This is a genomic window from Herbaspirillum sp. RV1423 (assembly GCF_000577615.1).
GTDB lineage: Bacteria > Pseudomonadota > Gammaproteobacteria > Burkholderiales > Burkholderiaceae_D > Herbaspirillum.
Genome location: NZ_CBXX010000001.1, coordinates 24433 through 45374, shown reverse-complemented (window position 1 = coordinate 45374; position 20942 = coordinate 24433). Strand labels below are relative to the sequence as shown.

22 protein-coding genes are annotated in these 20942 nt (G+C 60.8%); 8 read left to right on the top strand and 14 right to left on the bottom strand.

Annotated elements, in window-relative coordinates:
- Positions 1–51: 51 nt before the first annotated feature.
- Positions 52–798 carry a MipA/OmpV family protein gene (locus RV1423_RS00220; RefSeq protein WP_034291890.1) on the bottom strand — a complete coding sequence of 249 codons (747 nt, stop codon included), beginning with the start codon at positions 796–798 and terminating at the stop codon, positions 52–54.
- 86 nt (positions 799–884) lie between these two features.
- Complete coding sequence (locus tag RV1423_RS00215) at positions 885–1337, bottom strand: helix-turn-helix domain-containing protein (protein WP_034291888.1); 453 nt, start codon at positions 1335–1337, stop codon at positions 885–887.
- 174 nt (positions 1338–1511) lie between these two features.
- Here RV1423_RS00215 and RV1423_RS00210 point away from each other — a divergent pair, with 174 nt between their 5' ends.
- On the top strand, positions 1512–2699 hold the full coding sequence (locus tag RV1423_RS00210) for an MFS transporter (RefSeq protein ID WP_034292453.1): 1188 nt from the start codon (positions 1512–1514) through the stop codon (positions 2697–2699).
- 3 nt (positions 2700–2702) lie between these two features.
- Here RV1423_RS00210 and RV1423_RS00205 read toward each other — a convergent pair whose 3' ends face one another.
- Positions 2703–3401, bottom strand: a complete 699-nt coding sequence (locus RV1423_RS00205; RefSeq protein ID WP_231501992.1) for a S24 family peptidase — start codon at positions 3399–3401, stop codon at positions 2703–2705.
- Between the two features lie 86 nt (positions 3402–3487).
- Here RV1423_RS00205 and RV1423_RS00200 point away from each other — a divergent pair, with 86 nt between their 5' ends.
- Together RV1423_RS00200 and RV1423_RS00195 are read left to right on the top strand one after the other, a co-directional pair.
- Positions 3488–3727, top strand: coding sequence for a hypothetical protein (locus RV1423_RS00200; RefSeq protein ID WP_034291884.1), 240 nt, complete (start codon positions 3488–3490; stop codon positions 3725–3727).
- Between the two features lie 200 nt (positions 3728–3927).
- The gene (locus tag RV1423_RS00195; protein ID WP_155834990.1) at positions 3928–4542 is read left to right on the top strand and encodes a hypothetical protein; all 615 of its coding nucleotides are present in this window, start codon (positions 3928–3930) and stop codon (positions 4540–4542) included.
- Between the two features lie 51 nt (positions 4543–4593).
- On the opposite strand, the gene RV1423_RS00190 is transcribed toward RV1423_RS00195, so the two are convergent.
- Positions 4594–6117, bottom strand: a complete 1524-nt coding sequence (locus RV1423_RS00190) for a leucyl aminopeptidase (RefSeq protein WP_034291880.1) — start codon at positions 6115–6117, stop codon at positions 4594–4596.
- An 80-nt stretch (positions 6118–6197) separates the two neighbouring features.
- Here RV1423_RS00190 and lptF point away from each other — a divergent pair, with 80 nt between their 5' ends.
- Genes lptF through RV1423_RS00175 form a run of 3 tightly spaced genes read left to right on the top strand, consistent with a single transcriptional unit; the run spans position 6198 to position 8829 of the window.
- On the top strand, positions 6198–7325 hold the full coding sequence (gene lptF / locus RV1423_RS00185; protein WP_034291878.1) for an LPS export ABC transporter permease LptF: 1128 nt from the start codon (positions 6198–6200) through the stop codon (positions 7323–7325).
- On the top strand, positions 7325–8455 hold the full coding sequence (lptG, locus tag RV1423_RS00180; RefSeq protein ID WP_034291876.1) for an LPS export ABC transporter permease LptG: 1131 nt from the start codon (positions 7325–7327) through the stop codon (positions 8453–8455). The genes lptF and lptG overlap by 1 nt, the downstream gene beginning before the upstream one ends.
- 5 nt (positions 8456–8460) lie before the next feature.
- A complete protein-coding gene (locus RV1423_RS00175; RefSeq protein ID WP_034291874.1) occupies positions 8461–8829 on the top strand; it encodes a sirohydrochlorin chelatase in 369 nt (122 codons plus the stop codon).
- Here the strand turns inward: RV1423_RS00175 and RV1423_RS00170 are convergent.
- From RV1423_RS00170 to RV1423_RS00135, 8 genes are all read right to left on the bottom strand, one after another.
- The gene (locus tag RV1423_RS00170) at positions 8821–9192 is read right to left on the bottom strand and encodes a tRNA-binding protein (protein ID WP_034291872.1); all 372 of its coding nucleotides are present in this window, start codon (positions 9190–9192) and stop codon (positions 8821–8823) included. The genes RV1423_RS00175 and RV1423_RS00170 overlap by 9 nt on opposite strands.
- A gap of 37 nt (positions 9193–9229) precedes the next feature.
- Entirely contained in the window at positions 9230–9973 is a 744-nt protein-coding gene (gene cobA, locus RV1423_RS00165) for a uroporphyrinogen-III C-methyltransferase (protein ID WP_155834989.1), read from the bottom strand.
- Positions 9974–10063: 90 nt separating this feature from the next.
- Positions 10064–11401 (bottom strand): sulfate adenylyltransferase subunit 1, encoded by a 1338-nt coding sequence (locus tag RV1423_RS00160; RefSeq protein ID WP_034291868.1) that lies wholly within the window; start codon positions 11399–11401, stop codon positions 10064–10066.
- Complete coding sequence (gene cysD / locus RV1423_RS00155; protein ID WP_034291866.1) at positions 11401–12336, bottom strand: sulfate adenylyltransferase subunit CysD; 936 nt, start codon at positions 12334–12336, stop codon at positions 11401–11403. Before cysD ends, RV1423_RS00160 begins: the two co-directional genes overlap by 1 nt.
- Before the next feature lie 105 nt (positions 12337–12441).
- The gene (locus RV1423_RS00150) at positions 12442–13176 is read right to left on the bottom strand and encodes a phosphoadenylyl-sulfate reductase (RefSeq protein ID WP_034291863.1); all 735 of its coding nucleotides are present in this window, start codon (positions 13174–13176) and stop codon (positions 12442–12444) included.
- A 30-nt stretch (positions 13177–13206) separates the two neighbouring features.
- Positions 13207–13755 (bottom strand): DUF934 domain-containing protein, encoded by a 549-nt coding sequence (locus tag RV1423_RS00145; protein WP_034291860.1) that lies wholly within the window; start codon positions 13753–13755, stop codon positions 13207–13209.
- Positions 13748–15442, bottom strand: coding sequence for a nitrite/sulfite reductase (locus tag RV1423_RS00140; RefSeq protein ID WP_034291858.1), 1695 nt, complete (start codon positions 15440–15442; stop codon positions 13748–13750). Before RV1423_RS00140 ends, RV1423_RS00145 begins: the two co-directional genes overlap by 8 nt.
- Positions 15443–15507: 65 nt before the next feature.
- Positions 15508–16281: a sulfite exporter TauE/SafE family protein gene (locus RV1423_RS00135; RefSeq protein WP_034291856.1), complete on the bottom strand. Its 774-nt coding sequence runs from the start codon at positions 16279–16281 to the stop codon at positions 15508–15510.
- Positions 16282–16410: 129 nt separating this feature from the next.
- Here RV1423_RS00135 and RV1423_RS00130 point away from each other — a divergent pair, with 129 nt between their 5' ends.
- Positions 16411–17352, top strand: coding sequence for a CysB family HTH-type transcriptional regulator (locus tag RV1423_RS00130; RefSeq protein ID WP_034291853.1), 942 nt, complete (start codon positions 16411–16413; stop codon positions 17350–17352).
- Between the two features lie 110 nt (positions 17353–17462).
- Positions 17463–18137 carry a MarC family protein gene (locus tag RV1423_RS00125; protein WP_051516377.1) on the top strand — a complete coding sequence of 225 codons (675 nt, stop codon included), beginning with the start codon at positions 17463–17465 and terminating at the stop codon, positions 18135–18137.
- A gap of 127 nt (positions 18138–18264) precedes the next feature.
- On the opposite strand, the gene RV1423_RS00120 is transcribed toward RV1423_RS00125, so the two are convergent.
- Both RV1423_RS00120 and RV1423_RS00115 read right to left on the bottom strand, forming a co-directional pair.
- Positions 18265–20166 (bottom strand): chemotaxis protein CheA, encoded by a 1902-nt coding sequence (locus RV1423_RS00120; RefSeq protein ID WP_034291851.1) that lies wholly within the window; start codon positions 20164–20166, stop codon positions 18265–18267.
- Positions 20166–20891 carry a protein phosphatase CheZ gene (locus tag RV1423_RS00115; RefSeq protein ID WP_034292449.1) on the bottom strand — a complete coding sequence of 242 codons (726 nt, stop codon included), beginning with the start codon at positions 20889–20891 and terminating at the stop codon, positions 20166–20168. The genes RV1423_RS00120 and RV1423_RS00115 overlap by 1 nt, the downstream gene beginning before the upstream one ends.
- Between the last annotated feature and the right edge of the window lie 51 nt (positions 20892–20942).

Genomic DNA, 20942 nt, shown 5'->3' with positions numbered 1-20942 from the left:
AATGCAAGCCTGAGCAGGGCGACGGATGCCGATCGCCGCTGAACCGAATCCTTATTTGAAACGGTAGTTGATCGCGACCAGTCCCATGTTTTCGGTGCTGTGATTGACGATTGGGCTGTTGGCGATGCCGTTGCCCAGCCATTTGCGGCGGAAGGTGATGTTGCCTACCCAGTTGCCGGTGAGCGGCATTTCCACGGTCAGGCCCAGCATGGGCGTCGTCGTCGCGCCGGCATGGTAGGCGCGGAAACCGCTGGCGGCTGATTCCGCGCCGGTAACGCCGTAGTAGTAGTCATTGTAGGAACTGCTGCGGCGTTCGATGCCGAACTGGGGATAGAAGCTGGCGCGGCCGAGGTCGAACTGGGCGGCATACACTGCTTCAAGCAGGCTGCCGTGCGATTTGTTCACGTCATAAAAGGCGTTCAGGAAAAAATCGCCGAAGCGGGTTTCCTGCAAGGTGCCGATGCCCAGCGGTATCGAGTTGGAGCGGCGATTCAGGCCGCGTTCGGCGTCCATACCGTCGAAGTTGACGCGCGCCGCCAGCTCCAGATAGCCTGCGCCCAGCTTGACTGTCTTGACGCCGAAGGTGTCGAGCCTTGCAAAGAAACGGCCATAGTCGAAGTACGCATACGGCAGCACCTCGGTGACGTCGCTCTTGCCGAGCACGTTGCGCTCCAGTCTGAACACGCCCGGGCCGATGTCGCCGCTCAAATGATCGGGGAAGTCGGCATGGGTGGTTTCCTGTGCGCCGGCATGCGCGGCGAGGGACAGAAGCAGGGCGGACAGCAGGGATTTCTTCATGTTGGCTTTCGATTGGTGTAGTGGGATGTCGCGGCGAGCCGGCAAGCTTGCCGGCGCTGCGCTTCAAATAACATGGGATGGAAAATTCAGGCTCTGGTTTTTTTCTTCACGACGGCATCTTCCGGCTTGAGCGGTTTGCCGTCGCAGGTGTGCAGTTTGATCTTGGGTACCGGTTTGCCGGTTTCGCGTTCAATCATCGGCGCGCACGACTCTCCCTTTTTGAACAGGTGGCCTTCGCCCCATTGGCGCAGGCCCAGCACGACGGTGAACAATTCCTTGCCTTTTGGGGTGAGCACGTATTCCTGATAGGCGCTGCCGTCCGAAGCCGGCGCCACGTCGAGGATGCCTGCTTCGACCAGGTCGCGCAGCCGTGTGGACAGGATGTTCTTGGCTACGCCGAGACTCTTCTGGAATTCGCCGAAGCGCCGCATGCCGTCGAAGGCGTCGCGGATGATCAGCAACGCCCAGCGGTCGCCGACGACGTCGATCGATCGCGCCACCGGGCAGGGATCGCTCTTCAGACTTTTCCGCTTGGCCATCGTATTGCCGCTTCCTCGTGCATGAATGATGGTTGCATTTTAGAACTCGCTCACCTACACTTCAACTAGTTTTAATTTGAAACTAGTTTTGGCGATGATTGGAAGGAGCGAACGATGGCGGAATATGAAGGCGGCGCAGGCGTTTGCCGGTCCGATGACGCTGGTCCCGGCCGGATGGCGGAGATATCGATGTCGCGCGCGACGGTCTTGTTGTTCGCAGTGGCCTGCGGCATCAGCGTCGCCAACGTTTATTACGCCCAGCCGCTGCTGGATGCGTTGGCGGCGGAGTTCGGCTTCACGCAGGCGGCGGTCGGTATCGTGATTACGGCAACGCAGGTGGGGTCCGCGCTGGCCTTGGTGCTGGTGGTGCCGCTGGGCGACTTGCTGGACCGGCGCCGGCTGACGCTGGCGCAATTGCTGTTCCTGTTCCTGGCGTTGGCGGCGGTGGGCCTGGCGTCTTCGCCTGCCTGGCTGCTGGCAGGGATGCTGGCGGTCGGCATGCTCGGTACGGCCATGACGCAGGGACTGATTTCCTATGCTGCGGCGCTGGCGGCGCCCGGTGAGCGCGGGCGCGTGGTAGGTACGGCGCAGGCCGGCGTGGTGATCGGTCTGCTGCTGGCGCGGACCATGGCGGGGATGGTCGCCGATGTTGCGGGCTGGCGCATGGTCTATTTCGTTTCCGCCGTCTTGGCGCTGGCGATGTCGGCGCTTTTGCACGACCGCCTGCCGCGCCGGGGCATGTCGGCGAGCGGCATGTCCTATGCGGAGTTGCTGGGATCGATGGCGACGTTGATGTTGAGCGACCGCGTGTTGCAGATACGCGGCGTGATTGCCATGCTGATGTTTGCGGCGTTCAGCATTTTCTGGAGTGCGCTGGTGTTGCCGTTGAGCGCGCCGCCGTACTCCCTGTCGCATGCGGCCATCGGTGCTTTCGGCCTGATCGGCGTGGCCGGTACGCTGGGAGCGGCCAAAGCGGGGCGGCTGGCGGATCGAGGGCACGGGCAGCGGACCAGCGGCGTTGCGCTGGCCTTGTTGTTGGTCGCATGGTTGCCGCTGTCCTTGCTATCCTGGAGCCTGTGGGCGCTGGCGGCCGGCATCGTGGCGCTGGACCTGGCGGCGCAGGCGATCCATGTCACCAACCAGAGCATGATTTTCCGCGCCGGCACGCAGTCGCATAGTCGGCTGGTGGCCTGCTACATGATTTTCTACGCTGTCGGCAGCGGCGCCGGGGCGGTGTTGTCGACCTTCGTGTTCGCAGCCTGGGGTTGGAGCGGCGTCTGTCTTATGGGCGCCGGCGTCAGCCTGGCGGGTTTGCTGTTCTGGGGCGGGAGTCTGCGCCATATGCCGCCTGAGGGGCGTTAGGAGTCAGACCCGTTCGCTGGTCAGGATGATGATCCGGCCGATCACCACACAGGATTTTTCGTCGAATTCCTGGCGCGGGTAATGCTTGCGGGAGGTATTGTCGGAAGTCATGTACCAGCGGCCGAAATCCAGCGCCATGCGTTTGATGACGGCTTGCCCGAGATAATTGATGAGGCAGACTGCGCCATCGCTTAATTCCACGTCGCCCATATTGACCACTACCACATCGCCGTCGTGCAGACGCGGCGACATGCTGGCACCGTTCACCGTCGTCGCAATCAGCTTGTCGGCCGACAGGTTGCGGGCTTTAAGCCAGCTTCGATGGAGGCATAGCGCGGGCTTGTCGGGGCCGGCGTCTTCCATCTTGAAACGGACCGAGCCGGCAGTCAGCTTCAGATTCACCTGGCGCACGTGAACGGTGTCCTCGTCGCACGCGTCGCCCTTTGCGTGTTGCTGATAATCCTGACGCGAGGCGCTCTCGCTAATGGCGAGGAGATCGAAGTAGAGAACATCGAGGTCCAGCCGGTTTTCGAGCGCACGCGCAGCCTTCTCGCCGAAGCCCTGGCCGTGGCGGTAAGTGGTCGACAGCAACTGCGCCAGACGCGATTCGCTCAGGCCGCTGGCGTCGCAGAAGCTCTTGCGGTCGCCGCGGTACTGATCCGCGATCAAAACCAGCAGGCGCTTGCGTCGATGTTCATGCATATCCATGCCGTCATTTGAACGTATATTTATCATTTGGTAAATTAGCCTGTGCTTGACTTGTTTGTAGCTGGTGCTAAATTAGCGGCATGACACTGATCGAATATCTCAATTCCTTGCCGATGGACAGACGCGCCGAACTGGCCGCGCGTTGTCAGACTTCATTTGATTATCTGCGCCAGATCGGTTACGGCAACCGGCCTTGTTCTCCCTTGATCGCGGTTTGTCTGGAGCGCGCGTCGCAGGGAGCGATCACGCGCAAGACCTTGTTTCCCGACGATTGGGCCAAGCTCTGGCCTGAACTCGAAGAAAAAGGCAACAGCGACTGAAGATTTCGCTGTCCACCCATTCCTGGAAATAGCGCGCGCCAGTTGCGCTGTTATTTTTCTCTTCCTCTTATTTTTTCTTCCTTCCCATGTTCCTGTTGAATCTTTTCTTGTGCCGCGCGCCTGGCGGCTATCTTGCATCGGCAAGATTGCTCTGGTCGGATTTTCCTCAAGGCGTGCAAGCGCATCATCTGGTCTTTTTCATGTTGACTGCTTTGCTGATGATGCTTCCTCCCGCTCTGTTCTATTGGCAGTATCGCCACCGGCGTTGGTGGAGCCTGGTGACCGGCGCGGCCGTGTTCATTCTGGGGCTCGATCATCTCATGCTGAAGGACAAGGGCAACATAGGGCAGACCTTTGTCGGCGCCACGCTTTTGTTCGGTCCGCTCTATTTTGTGTTGACGACATGTGTGGAATGGTCCCGGCATCTTGGGCGCACGATGTGCGGCAACGCAATGGTGTCATTGCCTGCGTCCGAGCGGTTGACTCTCGCGGGCCTGGCGATATCGGCGCATCTGTTTCTCTTCCTGCTCGCCAATGTCTTCGACATATTGAATCCGCCGGCATTGAATATCGTCAGCGATGTCATCAATTGCCTGTTCCATTTGCCACAGCCGGTCAATTTGCTGGCGAGCCGCGATGTGTTGAATATGCTGTTGGCGGCATTGCCGACGTTGATGTTGATCATTGTGTTGCATGCCTGGTTGCGCCGCCGTCGGGCGCGCAGTCTGGATATGCCGTGGCTGCTTTATTTTGCGGCGATGCCGGGCGTGTTGGGTAGCGCGTTGTTGCTGGGAGCGTTGGCCACGTCCCAATAAAAAGCCGTCATCTTGTGGATGACGGCTTGGCAAAACACGGCGCAGGGAAGTTTATGCGCGCGCCTTTTGCGACTTCTTCGCCTGGTTCAGCAGGAATGTCGTCAGCAACGGCACCGGACGGCCGCTGGCGCCCTTGGTGGCGCCGCCGCGCCATGCCGTGCCGGCGATGTCGAGGTGGGCCCAGGTGTATTTCTTGGTGAAGCGCTCCAGGAAACAGGCAGCGGTGACGCTGCCGGCCGGCTGGCCGCCGATGTTGGCGATGTCGGCGAAATTCGACTTCAACTGTTCCTGGTAGACATCCTGGATGGGCATGCGCCACGCCGTATCGCCGCTGGTCTTGCCGGCTGCCAGCAGATCCGCGGCAAGCTGGTCGTGCGCGTCGTCTTCGCGCGTGAACAGGCCGGTGTTGTGATGGCCCAGCGCCACCACGCAGGCGCCGGTCAATGTGGCGATATCGATTACGGCGGCCGGCTTGAAGCGTTCGACATACGTCAGCGCGTCGCACAGGATCAGGCGGCCTTCGGCGTCGGTGTTGAGCACTTCGATGGTCTGGCCCGACATCGAGGTCACGATGTCGCCCGGTTTGGTGGCGCGGCCGGACGGCATGTTTTCGCAGGTCGGGATGACGCCGATGACGTTCAGCTTCAGTTGCAGTTCGGCGATGGTGCGGAAGGTGCCGAGCACCGATGCGGCGCCGCACATGTCGTACTTCATTTCATCCATGGCTGCACCCGGCTTGAGCGAGATGCCGCCGGTGTCGAACGTGATGCCCTTGCCGACCAGCACGGTCGGCGCATCTTTCGCCTTGCCGCCCATGTGCTTCAGGACGATGAATTTCGGCGGCTCGTCGCTGCCGTTGGTGACGGACAGGAAGCTGCCCATTTTCAGGGCTTCCAGTTGCTTGCGGTCCAGTACTTCGACGCCGAGCTTGTATTCCTTGGCCAGCTTCTTGGCGGCGTTGGCGAGGTAAGAGGGGGTGCAGACATTGCCGGGCAGGTTGGCCAGGTTCTTGGTCAGTTCCATGCCGTTGGCCAGCGCTACGGCTTCGGCCAGTGCGGTTTTGGCGGCCGCAGTGGCAGCGGTGGAGACAGCCACGCCGATTTTCTTTACGCCGGTCGGAGCGGGATCTTTTTTGCTCTTCATGGCGTCAGAACGGTAATTGTTGTCGCGCGCTGCCAGCACTAGTGTGCGAATGGCCCAGGCGGCGTCGCGGCCCTTGATCTTGTCCAGCGGCAGCGCCACCAGCGCGTCATTGGCGCCGACCGTGGACAGCGCGCGCACGGTGGCTTGAGTTGCAGAAGAGTAACTCTTGTCGGCGATCTGTTCGTCGTCGCCCAGGCCGACCAGCAGCACACGTTCGGCGGCGGCGCCGGTCAGGCCGCGCAACAGCAGGGTGGTGCCGGGTTTGCCGGAGATGTCGCCGGATTTCAACACGTTGCTGATTGCGCCCATCTTGTCCAGCGCTTGCGCCGCTTGCGTCAGTTTGCGGTTTTCAAAGACGCCGACCACGAGCGTGCCGGTCTTGGCGGCGGTGACGGAGGTTTTTGCGTCCAATGTTTTTATGCTAAAGTCCATCGCTTGTCCTTAGTTTGCTTTGTTTGCTGTATTCAGTTTGCTGTATTTGCTTCATTTACCTCTGTGATTATAAGCCCCGAATGATTTTTGAGCGCGCTCTTCGACGCGAATTGATGAGCACCGCCGGCGCAGTGTTCACGACGCTATTTACGATCACCCTGACTGTGATGCTGATCAAGATCCTCGGCCAGGCTGCGGGGGGGCAGGTCAGCTCGCAGGACGTGCTTGCGCTGATCGGTTTCCAGGCGCTGAACTACATGCCCGTGATCCTGATCCTGACCGGTTTCATTTCCGTGCTGCTGGTGGTCACGCGCAGCTACCAGGATTCCGAAATGGTGGTCTGGTTCGCCTCGGGCTTGAGCCTGACGCGCTGGATCAAGCCGGTGCTGCGCTTCGGCTGGCCCATCATCCTGTTGACCGCGATCCTGAGTTTCATCGCCACGCCCTGGGCCAATCAGCAGAGCGCGCAATTCCGCGAGCGTTTTGAAAAGCGCGAAGACATCGCGCGCGTCTCGCCCGGCAAGTTCCAGGAATCCGCAACCGCCAACCGCATCTTCTTCGTCGAGGGCATTTCCGGCGACGCCAGCAAGGTCAAGAACATTTTCGTGGACACCTTCAGCAACGGCAAGAACAGCCTGGTGGTCGCCAAGGAAGGCGAGATGGAAGTCGACAAGGACGGCGAGAAATTCGTCGTCATGAGCAAGGGGCGCCGCTACGACGGCATGCCCGGCCAGCCCGACTTCCAGATGGTCGAGTTCGAACGCTACGGACTGCTGGTGGCCAACCAGTCGCAGGCGGTGGCGGGCGACAAGTCTGCGCGCGCCATGCAGACCTGGGAACTGCTGACCCAGGATAACGGCTTCAGCCGTGGCGAGTTGTTGTGGCGCATGGCCTTGCCGCTCATGGCATGTACGCTGATGCTGCTGGCGATTCCGCTGTCTTTCGTCAATCCGCGCGTGGGGCGTTCCATGGGGCTGCTGGTGGCGCTGCTGCTGTTTGTTGTTTACAGCAATACGGTCAGCGTGTTCCAGGCGTCGGTGACGCAGAACCGAATGTCGTTCATGTTGGCTTGGTGGCCGGTGCATCTGGTGGTGGCGCTGATGGCGGTGGGCATGTTCTTCCTGCGGCTGAAAGTCAACAGCCGCTACCATCCGGCGGTCATGTGGTCTCGCGTACGGCGCGCGCTTTTATTGAAACGGCAAGCCTGATGAGAGTCCTGCAACGTTATATCACCAGCGAGATCGTCCGCTCGGTCGCTTTTGCACTGGCTGCTTTCCTGGCGCTGTTCGCGTTTTTCGAGCTGATGGGCCAGCTTGAGTCGGTGGGGCGCAACGGCTATCAGTTGCAGAGCGCCGTGCTCTATGTCGTCATGGGATTGCCCGGCAACGTCTACGAACTGATGCCGATCGCGGTGCTGATCGGCACCATCTATGCGTTGGCCCAGTTCGCCGCCAGTTCCGAGTTCACCATCATGCGCGTGTCCAGCATGTCGACGCGCATGACCGCCATGGCGCTGGCCAAGATTGGCGTCGGCTTCGCCATCTTCACCATCCTGTTCGGCGAACTGGTGGCTCCCAAGGCGACCGAGTGGGGCGAGAAATTCAAACTGCAGGCGCAAGGCGCCTCGCTGTCGCAGTTCCGCTCGGGATTGTGGGCCAAGGACGTGATCAAGGACAACGGTCTCGACGGCAAGGTGATCGGCACGCGCTTTCTCAATATCCAGCGCATCCTCAGCGACGGCCGCCTGGAGGGAGTCAAGATTTACGAGCTGGATCAGGACTTTCACTTGTCCGACATGATCGTTGCCGCTTACGGCGATTATCAGGGCAATCACGTCTGGCAGTTGTCCGACGCGCAGCAGACCACTTTCATCGTCGATCGCAAGGCCAGTGCAATCACGTCGCCGATCGCCACCAGCAAGGTGAAAACGCGCAGTTTCGTGTCCGAAGTGACGCCGGAAATCCTGTCGGTGCTGTTTGCTGATCCCGATCGCATGTCGGCCTATGATTTGCGCGCCTATACCAAGCATCTGGAAGCCAACAACCAGCGCACCGATCGTTACGAAATCGCGTTCTGGAAGAAGGTCGTCTACCCCTTGTCGATTTTCGTGATGATGGCGCTGGCCTTGCCGTTCGCCTACCTGCATTTCCGTGCCGGCGGCGTCAGCCTGAAAATTTTCACCGGCATCATGATCGGCGTCTCCTTCCAACTGATCAACAACCTGTTTTCGCACCTGGGTCTGCTCAATACCTGGCCGGCCTTCGTCACCGCCGCCTTGCCGAGCACCTTGTTCATGCTCATGGCGCTGGTTGCTTTGCGCTGGGTCGAACGGCGCTGACGGCCATGAAGCAGTCACTTATCCTGTTCGCCCACGGTGCGCGCGATCCTCACTGGGCGGAACCGTTCAAACGGTTGCGCACGCTGGTCCAGGCGGACTTGCCTGACGTGGAAGTGGAACTGGCATTCCTTGAGTTGATGACGCCCGATTTGCCGCAACTGGTCGCGCAGCAGGTCGCAGGCGGCGCGCAGCGCGTCACCATCGTTCCGGTATTTCTCGGGCAGGGCGGACATGTACGGCGCGATTTGCCGGTATTGATCGAGCAATTGCGCCGGATGCATCCGGGCGTGATCTTCCATATCGCCGAAGCGGCCGGCGAAGACGCCGGCGTCCTGCAGGCGCTGGCTCAGTACTGCATCAGCAGTTCAAAATAGGCGTGCGCCGTTCGGCGTCGCCTGATCCGGCGCGAACAACACTACCTCTCCTTGCGCATCGGGAAATCCCAGCGTCAACACTTCCGACATGAACTTGCCGATCTGGCGCGGCGGAAAGTTGACTACCGCGGCGACTTGCCTGCCGATCAGTTTGTCGGGTTGATAGTGCGCGGTGATCTGCGCGCTGCTTTGCCTGATGCCGATGGCCGGGCCGAAATCGATTTTCAGCTTGTAAGCGGGTTTGCGTGCTTCGGGAAATGCTTCCGCCGAGACAATGGTGCCGATGCGGATATCGACTTTCAGGAAGTCGTCGAAGGTAATCGGCGCCGCAGCCGGCGCGCTCGGGTCGTGTAGCAGGTGCATGGGAATGTGTGGGAAAGGTGGACGATAGGTGCTGCGGTCAATTGCGCGTCGCCAGCGCTTCGCCGATCATGACCAGTACCGGCCCGTTGCACTGGGTCAGGCCCTGTTCCAGCGTGCCGAGTTCCAGATGCTGGATGCGCTCGTTGTCGCGACTGCAATTTTCCACCACGACAACCGGCGTGGTCCGGGCATAGCCGAGCGACAGCAGACGCTGTGCAGTCGCGGTGGCTTCGCGTCCGCCCATGTATTGCACCAGCGTGTCGCCGTTGGGCATGATGAATTCGTTCGGCTCGTCCGGCGCCGTGCTGGAGGTGAACAGCGACACGCTGCGCGCGACGCCGCGCTTGGTCAGCGGACGCTGCGCCGACGAGGCCGCCGCCAATGCGGCGGTGATGCCGGGGACGATCTCATAGGGAATATTGCGACTGTCGAGTGCGCGCAACTCTTCGTCGGCGCGACCGAACAGCATCGGATCGCCGCCCTTGAGGCGCACCACCAGGCGGTACCGATGCGCGCATTCGATCAGGCGTTCGTTGATGACTTGCTGGGCGGTGGAGCGCTGGCCGCTGCGCTTGCCGACAGGAATCTTCACGGCTTGCGGACACAGCGCCAGCATTTCCTCGGTGACCAGCGCGTCATGCAATACCACGTCGGCTTGAGCGAGAATGCGCGCGCCCCGCACCGTGATCAGGTCGGCGGCGCCGGGACCGGCGCCGACCAGATAAACCTTGCCAACAGGCGTGGCGGAAACGGGCGGTGTTGGCGAATTGGCTGGGCTCATGCTGAAAAGGAAAAGAATCGCAGCCCGGCACATGCCGGTTGCTGCACCGTTCCGACCGGACCACCCGGGAGAAACGGCACAGCAGGATTATCAGGCATCCAGGCGGATCATGCCAGCAGCAACCGTCTGATGCGTGACTTCATCGATCAGGATAAAGGCGCCTGTGGCGCGGATAGCATCGTAGGCATCGGCAGCAATGGCTTGCTGGACGTTGACGGAGACGCGGGCGATGTCATTGAGTTTCAAGGATTCGGCCGGATGGCGTTGTTGCGTATTGATGTCGAGCAAGGTGTCGATCTTCGCCACGCGCGCCGCCACCTGCTTGGTGGTGTGCTTGAGCCAGTACTTGCGGCGCGGGTCGAGTGCGTCTTCCGACAGCCAGCACAGGTCGGCGCTGATGGTCTTCAGCAAGGTCGGCGCGTTTTCAATTGACGCCAGCATGTCGCCGCGCGAGATGTCCAGATATTCTTCCAGCAGGATAGTGACCGACTGGCCGGCCGATGCCGATGCCAGCGAACCGTCCAGCGTCAGGATGTCCTTTACCGTGGCGGCCTGGCCGCCCGGCTGCACCAGCAGCCTGTCGCCCTTGCTCACCTTGCCGGCTTCGATGCGGCCCATGTAGCCGCGGAAGTCGTTGGCTTCGTGGCCGTTGTGGCGCGCCACCAGTTGCACCGGGAAACGGAACGGTTCCTGATGTGCATCTTCGTAGACCGAAAGCGACTCGAGCAGCTCGATCAGCGTCGGGCCCTTGTACCAGGCGAGTTTGTCGCTGGCGGTGACGACGTTGTCGCCGGCCAGCGCCGACAGCGGAATCGGACGTACGTCCTTCAGGCCCAGTTGTGCGGCGAATTGTTGATATGCGCCGACGATACGGTCGTACACGGTCTGGTCGTAATTGACCAGGTCCATCTTGTTGACCGCCACCACGACGTGCTGGATTTGCAGCAGGCGGGCGATGGTCGAATGCCGCTTGGTCTGGGTCAGCAATTCAACGCTGCCGTCGTCGTTCAGTTTGACCTTGGAGACGTCGATCAGGATGATCACGGCGTCGGCGGTCGAGGCGCCGGTCACCATGTTGCGGGTGTACTGCTCGTGGCCCGGCGTGTCGGCGATGATGAATTTGCGCTTGGGCGTGGCGAAATAACGATAGGCCACGTCGATCGTGATGCCTTGTTCGCGTTCGGCCTCCAGGCCGTCGGTGAGCAGGGACAGGTCGATGGTGTCGCCCACGGTGCGCTTGTGCTTGGCGCGCGACATGGCGTCGAGCTGGTCAGCGAAGATGCCCTTGCTGTCGAACAGCAGGCGGCCAATCAGCGTGCTCTTGCCGTCGTCCACCGAACCGGCGGTGATGAAGCGCAGCAGGCCGCGTTCGTGCGCATTGGCGTCGGAATTTGTTCTCAGGTCTTTTTCGGCAACAGCGGCATTCATCAGAAATATCCTTCTTTTTTACGTTTTTCCATCGATGCTTCGGAAGTCTGGTCGTCCATGCGCGTTGCGCCGCGCTCGGTGATCTGCGTGACGGCGGTTTCGGCAATGATGGCGTCGACGGAAGCCGCGTCCGAGGCCACCGGGCAGGTGCACGAGATGTCGCCGACGGTGCGGAAGCGCACCACGCGGTTCTCGACAGTTTCACCTTCCCGGGCCGGCGTCAGGTCGGTCAGCGGCACCAGCAGGCCGTTGCGCGGGATTACCTGGCGTTCGTGCGCGAAATAGATCGGCGGCAGCGCCAGCTTTTCGCGCGCGATGTATTGCCAGACGTCGAGTTCGGTCCAGTTCGAGATCGGGAATACGCGCATGTTTTCGCCCGGATGCACGCGCGTGTTGTAGAGGTCCCAGAGTTCGGGGCGCTGCGCCTTGGGATTCCATTGGCCGAATTCGTCGCGGAAGGAAAAGATGCGTTCCTTGGCGCGCGCTTTTTCTTCGTCGCGGCGGGCGCCGCCGATACAGGCGTCGAACTTGAATTCTTCAATCGTTTCCAGCAGCGTCACGGCCTGCGCGGCGTTGCGCGAATCGGTGAGCGGATTGCGCAGGCGCACGGTGCCGCGCTTGATCGAATCCTCGACGGAGCGCACGATCAGCTTTTCGCCGAGTTCGGCGGCGCGCTGGTCGCGGAAGGCAATCACTTCCGGGAAGTTGTGGCCGGTGTCGATGTGCACCAGCGGGAACGGGAATTTGCCCGGGCGGAAGGCCTTTTCGGCGATGCGCAGCAGCACCACGGAATCCTTGCCGCCCGAGAACAGCAGCGCGGGGTTGCTGCATTCGGCGGCGACTTCGCGCATGATGTGGATCGCCTCCGACTCCAGCCAGTCGAGGTGGCGGCTGCTGGCGTTGTCGAGGAAAAGTTGTTCAACTGCAGTGTTCATACGATGACCTTCGGTTCAAATCGCTTGCCAAGATGGGGATGCCGGCAGCGGTGCCGCCAGGCGGATTCTGTTATGCGTGTTTTGTTATGTCTCGTGGGGTGGCGATCAGGCCGGTGCTGTGTGCGGCTTGATGCGGACCAGCTTGCCGTCCACCACGTGCAGGCCGCATTCCTTGGAGTCGGGATTTTCCCACCACCAGCGGCCGGCGCGTACATCCTCTCCCGGCTGGATGGCGCGGGTACAGGGCTCGCAGCCGATCGATGGATAGCCCTGATCGTGCAGCGGGTTGTACGGCACCTGGTTGTCGCGGAGGTATTGCCAGACATCTTCTTCGGACCAGTCGGCCAGCGGATTGAACTTGGCCATGCCGTGCGCCGCATCGTCTTCCTGCACGTCGAGCGCGGCGCGCGTCACCGACTGCGCGCGGCGTTGGCCGGTGACCCAGGACTTGTTGCCGGCCAACGCCCGGTCGAGCGGTTCGATCTTGCGGATGCGGCAGCATTCCTTGCGCATGTCCACGCTGTCATAGAAGGCGTTGAGGCCGTTCCGGCTGACATATTGCTCGACGGCGGCAGGGTCGGGGCGATATGGCGTGACGTCGTAGCCGTAATTTTCCTTGATGCGGTCGAGCATGCCCAGCGTCTCTTTGTGCAGACGGCCGGTTTCCAGTGTGAAGATGGCTATCTTGTCCTGCAGCTTGCCGCGCAGGATCATGTCGGTCAGCACCATGTCCTCCGCCGCCAGGCTGGAGGCGAACACTGCCGGGGCGTGGTCGGCGGCGATCTTTTCCAGCGTGGCGCGGGTAGCGGCAATCAGGTCTTGCAAGGTTTGTTCGGACATGGCGTCGGTCTTTCGGTAATCCCGTGGCTGTCAATCGCGGGTGGCGATCGCCTCGCGTTTGGCGCGGCGGAACAGTGGGTTCTTTTCGTCCCACGAGGTCTGGTACTTTTCAGAAAAATCGGTCAGGCCCTTGAGCGCATCGTGAATATTCTTGTCGGCACGCACGGCGAAGGCATTGAAGCCGACGCGTTGCATATAGAACAACTGATCGCGCAGCACATCGCCGATGGCGCGCAGTTCACCGGTGTAGCCGAGGCGGGCGCGCAGGTTGTAGGCGATCGAATAGCCGCGGCCGTCGGCGAACTTGGGGAAGTCCACGGCGATGATCTGAAACGGTGCGGAATCAACTTTTAACTCGTCCTTCAGCGCTTCCGGACGCTCGTCGCTGGCGAACCAGACGCCGAGGTCCTTGCGGCCTTGCAGATTGCCGCGCTGCGCCTGCCAGACCGTCAGCGGCACGATGACCTTGCCTGCGGGGACGGCAACGGTTTCCGGCGTTTCGCCTTCGGCGAGGCGCAGCACGCTCCAGTCGTCGCTGACAACGACTTTGTCTTTGATGATGAGGGCGGTATTAGGCACAGACGTCTTCTCCGGTAACGTGATCGGTTTTGATCGGGGTTGCATAGACGAAGTCCTTGAAGGGCGTGACGCCGATGCGGCGCACGGTATCGATGAAGCGTTCGTCTTCGATGCGTTGCTTGACATAGACCTGCAGCAGGCGGTCGATCACGGTCGGCATCTGGTGCGCCGAGAACGACGGGCCGATGATCTTGCCGATGCTCGAGGTGTTGCCCTGGGCGCCGCCCAGCGAGACCTGATACCACTCGGCGCCGTCCTTGTCGACGCCCAGGATGCCGATGTTGCCGACATGGTGGTGGCCGCAGGCGTTGATGCAGCCCGAGATGTTCAGTTCGATGTCGCCGATGTCGTGCTGGAAGTCGATGTCGTCGAAACGTTCGGCAATCGCCTGCGCGATCGGGATCGACTTGGCGTTGGCCAGCGAGCAAAAATCGCCGCCCGGGCAGCAGATGATGTCGGTCAGCAGGCCGATGTTCGGCGTCGCCAGACCGTGCGACTTGGCTTCTTTCCACAATGCGTAGAGTTCGCTTTGCTTGACGTCGGCCAGCACCAAATTCTGTTCGTGCGTGACACGCAGTTCCGAGAAGCTGTAGCGGTCGGCCAGGTCGGCGACGAATTCCATCTGGTCGGCGGTGATGTCTCCCGGCGGTACGCCGGTCTTCTTCAGCGACAGGATCGCGGCGGCGTAGCCTGGCACCTTGTGTTGTTTGACGTTGCGCTTGAGCCAGTTGAAGAAGCCCTTGTCTTCGGCCTTCAACCGTTCGAATTCGGCGTCGACGGCCGGCAGCGTTTCGTACGCCGGCGCGGTGAAGTAGTGCGCCACGCGTTGCAGTTCTTCTTCGGTCAGGGTCGACGGGCCGTCCTTGATCGCCAGCCATTCTTCTTCGACCTGGCGCGCGAATTCTTCAGCGCCGATGGCCTTGACCAGGATCTTGATGCGCGCCTTGTAGATATTGTCGCGGCGACCGTACTGGTTGTACACGCGCAGGATCGCTTCGAGGTAGGACATCGCATGCTTCCATGGCAGGAAGTCGCGGATCTGGCTGCCCAGGATAGGGGTGCGGCCCATGCCGCCGCCGACCAGCACGCGGAAGCCCACTTCGCCGGCATCGTTCTTGATCACATGCAGGCCGATGTCATGCACAGCGGTCGCCGCGCGGTCTTGTTCGGAACCGCTGATGGCGATCTTGAACTTGCGCGGCAGGTAGGCGAACTCGGGGTGGAAGGTGCTCCACTCGCGGATCAGTTCGGCGTAGGGGCGCGGATCGACGATCTCGTCGGCGGCGACGCCGGCCAGTTCGTCCGACGTGGTGTTGCGGATGCAGTTGCCGGAAGTCTGGATGGCGTGCATTTCGACCGTGGCGAGTTCGGCCAGGATGTCCGGGGATTCTTCCAGCTTGATCCAGTTGAACTGGATGTTCTGGCGCGTGGTGAAGTGGCCGTAGCCGCGATCGTATTTGCGTGCGATGTGGGCGAACATGCGGACCTGACGCGACGCCAGCAGACCGTAGGGAATCGCGATGCGCAGCATGTAGGCGTGACGCTGCAGGTACAGGCCGTTTTGCAGGCGCAGGATGCGGAACTCATCCTCGATCAGTTCATCGGAGAGGCGGCGGCGCACCTGGTCGCGGTACTGCGCAACGCGCTCTTTGACGATCAGGTGGTCGTATTGGTCGTAACGGTACATCTTGTCATCCCTGTTAACGTCTTGCAGAAGTCTTTCTTGGAGACTCCATGTGATAAAAAAACAGCCTACCAAATCAGCTTCAAGGCAACGCTCGTCAGCGTAATCGCCAGCAGGCCACGCAAAAATTTCTCCGGCACCGCGCGCGCGGCGAGCGAGCCGATGGTAATGCCCGGCACCGAGCCCAGCAGCAAAGCACCCAGCAGGGACCAGTCGATCGAACCCAACCACCAGTGACCGAATGCCGCAATGGCCGTCAGCGGCACCGCATAGGCGATGTCGGTGCCGGCAATCTCCGCGGGCGACAGGCGAGGGTAGAGCAGCACCAGCAGGGTGGCGCCGACGGCGCCCGCGCCGATCGACGAAATGGTCACCAGCATGCCGAGCACGGCGCCGGCCAGAACGGTTGCGCCGGCCAGGTCGCGGCCTTGCAAATGGCGCTCAGGATGGGCATTCAACCATATCTGAAGTTTACTCTTAAACAGCAAAGCGATCACCGTGAGGAAAACGGAGACAGCGATGGAATAACGGATGACGAGGCTGATGCCGTCGCTGACTGCGCCGAAATGTTTCAGCAGCAAGGTCGTCACGACGGCCGCCGGCAGCGCACCGCAAGACAGGCGGCGCACGATGTCCCAGCGCACGGTGCCCTTGAAACGATGCGCGAACGTCCCGGCCGTCTTCGTCGCCGAAGCAAAGGCCAGGTCGGTGCCGACCGCCACGCTGGGGTGGATGCCGAACAACAGCGTCAATAAGGGCGTCATCAGCGAGCCGCCGCCGACGCCGGTCAATCCGACCAGCAATCCCACCGCAAATCCGCTGACTACATAAGAAACAGTCATAACACCTCGTCTATAACAGGTCGAATCGTAATAAACTTAAGCTTCAAACCAAACTACATACTATTTATTTGCTTATATGCACAATCGGCATATGTAAATACAGTTGTTGAGCACATTGAAGGACGGGCCATGAATCTGCATCAATTCCGCTTCGTCAGGGAAGCGGTAAGGCAAAACTACAACCTGACCGAAGCCGCCAAGGCGCTGTACACCTCGCAGCCGGGCGTGTCGAAGGCAATCATCGAACTCGAAGAAGAACTGGGCGTGGACATTTTCACGCGTCACGGCAAGCGCATCCGCGGCCTGACCGAGCCGGGGCGGGCGGTGTTGCGCTCGGTGGAACTGATCATGCAGGAAGTCGATGGCCTCAAGCGCATCGGCAAGGAATTCGCCGCGCACGACAGCGGCAGTTTCACCATCGCCACCACGCACACCCAGGCGCGCTATTCGCTGCCCAAGGTCGTGCAGGCGTTCACGCAAAAGTATCCCAAGGTAAGATTGTCTTTGTTGCAAGGAAATCCCAAGCAGATTACCGAAATGGTGCGCAACGACCAGGCCGACATCGCCATTGCCACCGAGGCGCTGGCCTCGGGCGAGGGGCTTGTCTCTTTGCCATGTTATCAATGGGAACATGTCCTCGTGGCGCCGCCTGAGCATCCCTTGCTCAAATCCAAGAACCTGTCGCTGGAAGAGATCGCCGGTTACCCGCTGATTACCTACGACGCTGCGTTCAGCGGCCGCAGCAAGATCGATCACGCTTTTGCCCTGCGCGACCTGAAGCCGGACATCGTGCTGGAGGCCATCGACGCCGATGTCATCAAGACTTACGTCGAGCTCGGCATGGGTGTGGGCATTATCGCCGGCATGGCTTTCGACGCCGAGCGCGACCGTGGCCTGCGCTCGGTTCCCGCCGGCCACCTGTTCGGCACCAACGTCTCGCGCGTGGCGCTAAAGCAGGGCGCTTACCTGCGCAGCTATGTCTACACCTTCATCGAATTGCTGGCGCCGACGCTGAACCGCAAGTTGATCGCGCAGGTGATGGAAGGCGAAAAGGACATGTACGAACTCTGATGTGCCGATTGGCGATCATCGTTGTTTGAGCCGACCGGGACAGGCTGAAAACTCCTCTGCCCGGGAAAGGGCGCTTTATTGATTTCCCAACTCTTTGATACTCAACCCTAATGCTTGCCAGCGTTCATTCATTCATCCATCTTTTGTTTATCGGCATCATTGCCCTTTTTCCTGTCGTCAATCCCGTCGGCAGCGCATTCATTGTGAATCCGTATTTGGCGCATCTCAGCGTCGATGAGCGAAAGGCGGCGGTAAAGAAGATAACCCTCTATGCATTTTTCATCTGCACGATCGCACTCTTTGCAGGCCACTATATTTTGGAATTGTTTGGTATTTCCATCCCCGTCATACAACTTGGCGGCGGTATCATGATTTGCAAAATGGGATGGGAGTCGTTGAGTTCCGATGACGCTCCGTCCGCATCTTCTGCCAATGTGGAAGAGGCTCCGGCGGCATCGAACCATCTTGACATCGAATCAAAATTGTTTTCCCCAATCACCTTCCCCGTAACGACCGGCGCAGGTACGATCTCGGTGCTGTTTACATTGAGCGCCCACAGTTCGAACGAAAATGTCGGCACCTACCTGATCAACACCGCCGCTATTCTTCTAGCGATCATCGTCATGTGCATCCTCGTTTACGTCTTCTATCTGAACACCAAAAAAATGCTTAGTTATCTGGGGCAGAGCGGTCAGAAAATATCGAACAGAATTACGGCGTTCCTGATATTTTGCGTCGGCCTGCAAATCGCGACTTCAGGTATTCAGACGCTGATGAAAGGGTAAGGCATTGCCGGAACCTCAGGGGCGGCCGTATCGCCGAGCGTTGAATGCAGGAGTGATGGACGGGAAAGTGCAGAACTGCTCATCTGCCGCATTGTTTGCATGCGGCAGATGAGCGGGCAGGAGACGCTCAGACCTGAGCGACAGCCTTGGCCGACGCGCGGCAACCTTCCAGCAGGAAGGACAGGCCCACGACCAGCACCAGTTCGCCTTCAGCGGAGCGCGCAGTACCGGTAATGCCGTTGGTCTGGATCGCGGTGAGCGGTTTGATCACCAGATCGGCCGTGCCTTCCACGGCTTCGACGCCGAGGATGTAGGGATGCGGCACAGCCATGACGATGCCGACGCGCTCGTTCCCGGGCTCGTAGCCGAGCACGCCGGCCAGCGAATGGACCGGTAGCGGACGGCCCTGGTCGCGCAACACCGGCGCGCCGCCGACTTCGTCGAAGTCGTCCGGCAATTCCACCACGCGTTCCACAACCGCCATCGGCAACGCCAGCGCGGCACCGGCGGTGCGCACCAGCATGGTCGGGATGATCGACAATTCGATCGGCAGGCGGATCGAGAAACGCGTGCCGACGCCCAGCGTGGAATCGATGCGGATGGTGCCGCGGTGTTTTTCCACGGCGGTCTTCACCACATCCATGCCGACACCGCGGCCGGACACGCTGGAAGCTACTTCCTTGGTTGAGAAACCCGGCAGGAACACCAGTTGCAGCGCTTCATCGTGGCTTTGCGCGTCATGCTCGCCGATCAGGCCCTTGCCGATTGCTTTCTTGCGCAGGAAATCCGGATCCATGCCCTTGCCGTCGTCGAAAATCTCGATCATGACGCTGCTGGCTTCCTGCCATGCCTTGAGCGAAATGGTCGCCTTGTTCGGCTTGCCTGCGGCGGCGCGGTCGGTTTCGATGCCGTGGTCGAGCGAGTTGCGCAGCATGTGCACCAGCGGGTCGTACAGGCTGTCCACAACGACGCGGTCGACTTCGGTTTCGGCGCCCGAGATGGCCAGGTCGACGTCCTTGCCGAGATCCTTGGCCAGTTCGCGCACCAGGCGAGGAAATTTCTGGAACAGGCGGCCGACCGGCTGCATGCGCGTCGACAAGGTCGCGCGCTGCAGTTCGCTGGAATAGCGCGACGCGCGGCCGAGCGTTTCGGCCAGCGTCGACATCAAGGCAGCGGCGGTGCCTTCAAACTTGAACTGCTGCAGTTTTTCCAACAGCACGGCAGCTTGGTTGGCGGCCTGGACCGATTCACCGGCCACTTCCAGCAAGGCGTCGAGCTTGCCGGCATCGATACGGATGCTTTCCTCCTTGCCGCCGCCGGGTTGATTGTCGGTGGCGCGGCGGTTGGGCGTGACAGCGGGAGCGGCTGCCTTCGGCGTGGCCGAGGGCAAGGCTTTAGGATGGCCGGAACTGCTGTCTTCCACGGCATCGGCAACTTCCGCAGGCGCGGCAACTGCCGCAGCAGGCGGCGCATCGCCGACGCCGCCGGCAACCGCCTGATACAAGGCATTCCAGTCGAGCGAGCCGTCGGCGCCGAGTACGCTGGCGCCGCCATTGATGGAAGGCGTCGTCGATACAGTCGCTGGCGCTGCGGCCACAGCCGGCGCCGAAGGGACGGGTGCCGCGGCGGCTGCCGGAGCAGCCTGGCCCTCGATGGCCTGGGTCAGGATGTCTTCCAGGTCTTGCGGCATGGACGCCAGGCTGGCCGGATCCGCGCCGTTGGACAGTTCATTGAGCTGGTCGGCGACAAAGCCGCTGGCTTGCAGCGCCGCTTCGATTGCGATCGGCGTGACCGCAGCCTTGCCGGTGCGCAGGGCGTCGAACAGGTTTTCCGTCAAGTGGCAGGCCGACACCATGGCCGGCAAATTGACGAAACCGGCGCCGCCTTTGATAGTGTGGAATGCGCGAAAAACCGCATTCAGAATTTCCATATCGTCAGGATGCCGTTCAAGAGTCAGCAGATGCTCTTCAACGTTAGTCGCGAGGTCTAATGCCTCAACGACAAAATCCTTGAGCATTTCGTCATCCATTAGAACCCCAGGTTAGCGAGTAAGTCATCCACATCATTCTGCACCATGGCTGAGCCCGGGGCGGAAGGTCCATTCAGCAACTCAACCGGTTTCTCGGCTTCGATGGCTGCCTTGACTTCCGGCGGCGCGTTGTCGCGGAGCAGTTGGGCCAGTTCGCGTTCCGCCACGGCAGTGATGCTGACGATCTTCTTGATCAGTTGGCCGGTGATGTCCTGGAAGTCCTGCGCCATCATGATTTCCAGCATGCGGGCCTTTTCGACCTCGGTGGCTTCGATGACGGCGGTGGAGAATTTCTTGGAATCGGTCGCCAGGTTCTTGAACTCGTCGATGGTCATCTGGCCTGCAAACAGACGGGCCCAGCGGTCGTCGATGTCCTTGGCCTTGCTGGCGAGGGCATCCTGGGCGGGCATGCCGGCATCGATCGAGTTGAGCACCTTGTTGGCGGCTTGTTCGGTCAGGGTGGCGACGTGTTCCAGACGGCCCTGAGCGTCGCCGATCTGCGAAGCGACGTCCGACAGCGAACGGTCATAGCCGAGTTCGCGCATGGAGTCGTGCAGCAGGCGGACGATGCCGCCCAGGCGTTCGTACATGGGCTTGTCGGACTGGTCTTCCAGCGTTGGAGCAGGGCTCGCGGATGGGGGCGGTTCAGCCGCTGCGGTGGCTGCGGGCAGGGATTGCGCCGAAATCTCGTCGAACAGTGCTTCTAAATCAACATCGTCACTCATGATCTTGGTATCTCCATACAAATTTGCTGCGTTGTTTGCTTCCGCCGCGAA

Bases quoted from the DNA above. Each gene is read 5' to 3' on its own strand.
- RV1423_RS00175 (WP_034291874.1), top strand. From the start codon at position 8,461: ATGAAGCAGTCACTTATCCTGTTCGCCCACGGTGCGCGCGATCCTCAC.
- lptF (WP_034291878.1), top strand. From the start codon at position 6,198: ATGATTTTTGAGCGCGCTCTTCGACGCGAATTGATGAGCACCGCCGGC.
- RV1423_RS00140 (WP_034291858.1), bottom strand. From the start codon at position 15,442: ATGTACCGTTACGACCAATACGACCACCTGATCGTCAAAGAGCGCGTT.
- RV1423_RS00160 (WP_034291868.1), bottom strand. From the start codon at position 11,401: ATGAATGCCGCTGTTGCCGAAAAAGACCTGAGAACAAATTCCGACGCC.
- RV1423_RS00190 (WP_034291880.1), bottom strand. From the start codon at position 6,117: ATGGACTTTAGCATAAAAACATTGGACGCAAAAACCTCCGTCACCGCC.
- RV1423_RS00210 (WP_034292453.1), top strand. From the start codon at position 1,512: ATGGCGGAGATATCGATGTCGCGCGCGACGGTCTTGTTGTTCGCAGTG.
- RV1423_RS00170 (WP_034291872.1), bottom strand. From the start codon at position 9,192: ATGCACCTGCTACACGACCCGAGCGCGCCGGCTGCGGCGCCGATTACC.
- RV1423_RS00125 (WP_051516377.1), top strand. From the start codon at position 17,463: ATGCTTGCCAGCGTTCATTCATTCATCCATCTTTTGTTTATCGGCATC.
- RV1423_RS00200 (WP_034291884.1), top strand. From the start codon at position 3,488: ATGACACTGATCGAATATCTCAATTCCTTGCCGATGGACAGACGCGCC.
- cysD (WP_034291866.1), bottom strand. From the start codon at position 12,336: ATGAACACTGCAGTTGAACAACTTTTCCTCGACAACGCCAGCAGCCGC.
- RV1423_RS00220 (WP_034291890.1), bottom strand. From the start codon at position 798: ATGAAGAAATCCCTGCTGTCCGCCCTGCTTCTGTCCCTCGCCGCGCAT.
- cobA (WP_155834989.1), bottom strand. From the start codon at position 9,973: ATGAGCCCAGCCAATTCGCCAACACCGCCCGTTTCCGCCACGCCTGTT.
- RV1423_RS00195 (WP_155834990.1), top strand. From the start codon at position 3,928: ATGTTGACTGCTTTGCTGATGATGCTTCCTCCCGCTCTGTTCTATTGG.
- RV1423_RS00115 (WP_034292449.1), bottom strand. From the start codon at position 20,891: ATGAGTGACGATGTTGATTTAGAAGCACTGTTCGACGAGATTTCGGCG.
- RV1423_RS00205 (WP_231501992.1), bottom strand. From the start codon at position 3,401: ATGCATGAACATCGACGCAAGCGCCTGCTGGTTTTGATCGCGGATCAG.
- RV1423_RS00120 (WP_034291851.1), bottom strand. From the start codon at position 20,166: ATGGATGACGAAATGCTCAAGGATTTTGTCGTTGAGGCATTAGACCTC.
- RV1423_RS00135 (WP_034291856.1), bottom strand. From the start codon at position 16,281: ATGACTGTTTCTTATGTAGTCAGCGGATTTGCGGTGGGATTGCTGGTC.
- lptG (WP_034291876.1), top strand. From the start codon at position 7,325: ATGAGAGTCCTGCAACGTTATATCACCAGCGAGATCGTCCGCTCGGTC.
- RV1423_RS00215 (WP_034291888.1), bottom strand. From the start codon at position 1,337: ATGGCCAAGCGGAAAAGTCTGAAGAGCGATCCCTGCCCGGTGGCGCGA.
- RV1423_RS00150 (WP_034291863.1), bottom strand. From the start codon at position 13,176: ATGTCCGAACAAACCTTGCAAGACCTGATTGCCGCTACCCGCGCCACG.
- RV1423_RS00130 (WP_034291853.1), top strand. From the start codon at position 16,411: ATGAATCTGCATCAATTCCGCTTCGTCAGGGAAGCGGTAAGGCAAAAC.